Here is a 5341-nt window from a genome sequence, read left to right as displayed (position 1 = left end):
CCCCCGTGTGGAGGGCCGAACATTTATGTCAGCTAAATTCCAGCTGGCGATTGTTTTGCTAGGTTTTCGGACTCTAGTGTTTACTTTTGATTGCGCCCCTTGGGGTGTGATTGTGAGTCTTCAACGGAGAGTTTGATCCTGGCTCAGGACGAACGCTGGCGGCGTGCTTAACACATGCAAGTCGAGCGGTAAGGCCCTTCGGGGTACACGAGCGGCGAACGGGTGAGTAACACGTGGGTGATCTGCCTCGCACTCTGGGATAAGCCTGGGAAACTGGGTCTAATACCGGATATGACTTTCGACTGCATGGTCGAGGGTGGAAAGATTTATCGGTGCGAGATGAGCCCGCGGCCTATCAGCTTGTTGGTGGGGTAATGGCCTACCAAGGCGACGACGGGTAGCCGGCCTGAGAGGGCGACCGGCCACACTGGGACTGAGACACGGCCCAGACTCCTACGGGAGGCAGCAGTGGGGAATATTGCACAATGGGCGGAAGCCTGATGCAGCGACGCCGCGTGAGGGATGACGGCCTTCGGGTTGTAAACCTCTTTCGACTCCGACGAAGCGAAAGTGACGGTAGGAGTATAAGAAGCACCGGCCAACTACGTGCCAGCAGCCGCGGTAATACGTAGGGTGCGAGCGTTGTCCGGAATTACTGGGCGTAAAGAGCTTGTAGGCGGCTTGTCGCGTCGATCGTGAAAACTCGGGGCTCAACCCCGAGCTTGCGGTCGATACGGGCAGGCTTGAGTACTTCAGGGGAGACTGGAATTCCTGGTGTAGCGGTGAAATGCGCAGATATCAGGAGGAACACCGGTGGCGAAGGCGGGTCTCTGGGAAGTAACTGACGCTGAGAAGCGAAAGCGTGGGTAGCGAACAGGATTAGATACCCTGGTAGTCCACGCCGTAAACGGTGGGTACTAGGTGTGGGTTTCCTTCCACGGGATCCGTGCCGTAGCTAACGCATTAAGTACCCCGCCTGGGGAGTACGGCCGCAAGGCTAAAACTCAAAGGAATTGACGGGGGCCCGCACAAGCGGCGGAGCATGTGGATTAATTCGATGCAACGCGAAGAACCTTACCTGGGTTTGACATACACCGGAAACCTGCAGAGATGTAGGCCCCCTTGTGGTCGGTGTACAGGTGGTGCATGGCTGTCGTCAGCTCGTGTCGTGAGATGTTGGGTTAAGTCCCGCAACGAGCGCAACCCTTATCTTATGTTGCCAGCGCGTAATGGCGGGGACTCGTGAGAGACTGCCGGGGTCAACTCGGAGGAAGGTGGGGACGACGTCAAGTCATCATGCCCCTTATGTCCAGGGCTTCACACATGCTACAATGGCCGGTACAGAGGGCTGCGATACCGTGAGGTGGAGCGAATCCCTTAAAGCCGGTCTCAGTTCGGATCGGGGTCTGCAACTCGACCCCGTGAAGTTGGAGTCGCTAGTAATCGCAGATCAGCAACGCTGCGGTGAATACGTTCCCGGGCCTTGTACACACCGCCCGTCACGTCATGAAAGTCGGTAACACCCGAAGCCGGTGGCCTAACCCTTGTGGAGGGAGCCGTCGAAGGTGGGATCGGCGATTGGGACGAAGTCGTAACAAGGTAGCCGTACCGGAAGGTGCGGCTGGATCACCTCCTTTCTAAGGAGCATTCTCCATGCCGGCTCGAAGAGTCGAGTACCGGTTGTGGCAGAGGCCATTACGAACTCGAATGTGGTTCGGTGGTTGCTCATGGGTGGAACGCTGACAATCTCCATCACGTACGGCCGAGGCTTGAGTTCTCGGTGCTGGTGGATATATCAACACACTGTTGGGTCCTGAAAGAACAGGCGTTCTTTCCAGGCAAGATAATACGATCCGGCTGGGTTCCCGTTCATACCGGGAGAGCTGAGAGGTTCTCCGCTGGTGCGGAATCCGGATCTGGCTGGGTGTGTTGTTTGAGAACTGCACAGTGGACGCGAGCATCTTTGTTTTGTAAGTTTTTAAGAGCGTACGGTGGATGCCTTGGCACCAGGAGCCGATGAAGGACGTAGGAGGCTGCGATAAGCCTCGGGGAGCTGTCAACCGAGCTGTGATCCGAGGGTGTCCGAATGGGGAAACCCAGCACGAGTGATGTCGTGTTACCCGCCAGTGAATATATAGCTGGTGTGGAGGGAACGTGGGGAAGTGAAACATCTCAGTACCCACAGGAAGAGAAAACAACATGTGATTCCGTGAGTAGTGGCGAGCGAAAGCGGATGAGGCTAAACCATGCGTGTGTGATACCCGGCAGGGGTTGCACGTGTGGGGTAGTGGGGCTCATTTTCTTGTTACTGCCGTGACAAGCAACAGTCAGAAAAGTTCGTGTTAGTCGAATTGGTCTGGGACGGCCAACCGTAGACGGTGAGAGTCCGGTAGGCGAAAACACGTTCTCTGTTGTAGTGAGTGCCCGAGTAGCAGCGGGCCCGTGAAATCTGCTGTGAATCTGCCGGGACCACCCGGTAAGCCTGAATACTCCCTGGTGACCGATAGCGGACTAGTACCGTGAGGGAAAGGTGAAAAGTACCCCGGGAGGGGAGTGAAATAGTACCTGAAACCGTGCGCTTACAATCCGTCAGAGCCTGTGCCACTTCGGTGGGTGGGTGATGGCGTGCCTTTTGAAGAATGAGCCTGCGAGTTAGTGGCATGTGGCGAGGTTAACCCGTGTGGGGTAGCCGTAGCGAAAGCGAGTCCGAATAGGGCGTTTCAGTCGCGTGTTCTAGACCCGAAGCGGAGTGATCTACCCATGGCCAGGGTGAAGCGACGGTAAGACGTCGTGGAGGCCCGAACCCACTTAGGTTGAAAACTGAGGGGATGAGCTGTGGGTAGGGGTGAAAGGCCAATCAAACTCCGTGATAGCTGGTTCTCCCCGAAATGCATTTAGGTGCAGCGTCGCGTGTTTCTCACCGGAGGTAGAGCTACTGGATGGTCTAGGGGGCCCACAAGCTTACCGAAATCAGCCAAACTCCGAATGCCGGTGAGTGAGAGCGCGGCAGTGAGACTGCGGGGGATAAGCTTCGTAGTCGAGAGGGAAACAGCCCAGATCGCCGGCTAAGGCCCCTAAGCGTGTACTAAGTGGAAAAGGATGTGGGATTGCGCAGACAGCCAGGAGGTTGGCTTAGAAGCAGCCACCCTTGAAAGAGTGCGTAATAGCTCACTGGTCGAGTGATCCTGCGCCGACAATGTAGCGGGGCTCAAGTACACCGCCGAAGCCGCGGCAGTCACATATTACATCCGCACATCTCTACGGGGGTGTGTGCAGTGGTGTGGCTGGGTAGGGGAGCGTCGTGTAGCCAGGGAAGCAGCGGGGTGACCTAGTTGTGGAGGCTGCGCGAGTGAGAATGCAGGCATGAGTAGCGAAAGACGAGTGAGAAACTCGTCCGCCGAATGACCAAGGGTTCCTGGGCCAGGTTAATCCGCCCAGGGTGAGTCGGGACCTAAGGCGAGGCCGACAGGCGTAGTCGATGGACAACGGGTTGATATTCCCGTACCCGTGTATCCGCGCCCAATGGCGAATCATCTGTGCTAAGTGCCCAAAACCTGATGGACCTCCTTCGGGAGGCCGGATGGGGCTGCGCACGACCCTGGGTGTAGTAGTCAAGCGATGGGGTGACGCAGGAAGGTAGCTGGGCCAGTCAGTGGTTGTACTGGTGTAAGCCTGTAGGGCGTTGTGTAGGCAAATCCGCACAGCATTGAGCCTGAGAGGTGATGCGTAGCCGATTGAGGCGAATTCAGTGATCCTATGCTGCCGAGAAAAGCCTCTAGTGAGTTGGTACACGGCCCGTACCCCAAACCGACACAGGTGGTCAGGTAGAGAATACTAAGGCGATCGAGAGAACTGTGGTCAAGGAACTCGGCAAAATGCCCCCGTAACTTCGGGAGAAGGGGGGCCCGAGCTGGTGACCGGCTTTACGCCGTGAGCTGGTTTGGGCCGCAGAGACCAGAGAGAAGCGACTGTTTACTAAAAACACAGGTCCGTGCGAAGTCGTAAGACGATGTATACGGACTGACGCCTGCCCGGTGCCGGAAGGTTAAGAGGACCGGTTAGCGCTTCGGCGCGAAGCTGAGAATTTAAGCCCCGGTAAACGGCGGTGGTAACTATAACCATCCTAAGGTAGCGAAATTCCTTGTCGGGTAAGTTCCGACCTGCACGAATGGCGTAACGACTTCTCTGCTGTCTCGACCACAGACTCGGCGAAATTGCATTACGAGTAAAGATGCTCGTTACGCGCGGCAGGACGAAAAGACCCCGGGACCTTCACTATAGCTTGGTATTGGTGTTCGGTACGGTTTGTGTAGGATAGGTGGGAGACTGTGAAACGGGCACGCCAGTGTTCGGTGAGTCGTCGTTGAAATACCACTCTGATCGTATTGGACCTCTAACCTCGGACCATGATCTGGTTCAGGGACAGTGCCTGGTGGGTAGTTTAACTGGGGCGGTTGCCTCCCAAAATGTAACGGAGGCGCCCAAAGGTTCCCTCAGCCTGGTTGGCAATCAGGTGTTGAGTGCAAGTGCACAAGGGAGCTTGACTGTGAGACTGACAGGTCGAGCAGGGACGAAAGTCGGGACTAGTGATCCGGCACCGGCATGTGGAAGCGGTGTCGCTCAACGGATAAAAGGTACCCCGGGGATAACAGGCTGATCTTCCCCAAGAGTCCATATCGACGGGATGGTTTGGCACCTCGATGTCGGCTCGTCGCATCCTGGGGCTGGAGTAGGTCCCAAGGGTTGGGCTGTTCGCCCATTAAAGCGGCACGCGAGCTGGGTTTAGAACGTCGTGAGACAGTTCGGTCTCTATCCGCCGCGCGCGTTGGAAACTTGAGGAAGGCTGTCCCTAGTACGAGAGGACCGGGACGGACGAACCTCTGGTGTGCCAGTTGTCCCGCCAGGGGCACGGCTGGTTGGCTACGTTCGGAAGGGATAACCGCTGAAAGCATCTAAGCGGGAAGCCTGTTCCAAGATGAGGTTTCCCACCACCTTCGAGTGGTTAAGGCCCCCTACAGACCATGGGGTTGATAGGCCGGAACTGGAAGCACAGTAATGTGTGGAGGTGACCGGTACTAATAGGCCGAGGGCTTACTGAACAAAGATTGCTACGCGTCCACTGTGCGGTATCTGAAACAACACACAGATACAGAAGACACCAGAACCATCCGTATCGGATGAGGGAAGGTGGCTCTCTGTGGATAGTTTCATAGAGTTACGGCGGTTATAGCGGCGGGGAAACGCCCGGTCCCATTCCGAACCCGGAAGCTAAGCCTGCCAGCGCCGATGGTACTGCACTCGACAGGGTGTGGGAGAGTAGGACACCGCCGGAACATACATT

3 rRNA genes are annotated in these 5341 nt (G+C 56.5%); all 3 read left to right on the top strand.

The features are described 5' to 3' along the window. Positions 1–120 precede the first annotated feature (120 nt). Positions 121–1637, top strand: a 16S ribosomal RNA gene (locus ACZ6SF_RS31915). A gap of 331 nt (positions 1638–1968) precedes the next feature. Then, positions 1969–5099, top strand: a 23S ribosomal RNA gene (locus ACZ6SF_RS31910). A 117-nt stretch (positions 5100–5216) separates the two neighbouring features. Next, a 5S ribosomal RNA gene (rrf, locus tag ACZ6SF_RS31905) occupies positions 5217–5333 on the top strand. Together the 16S, 23S and 5S rRNA genes form the textbook arrangement of a ribosomal RNA operon. Positions 5334–5341: the final 8 nt, after the last annotated feature.

Source organism: Nocardia sp. NPDC049935 (assembly GCF_055586645.1).
This window is presented reverse-complemented; position numbering and strand designations above follow the sequence as displayed.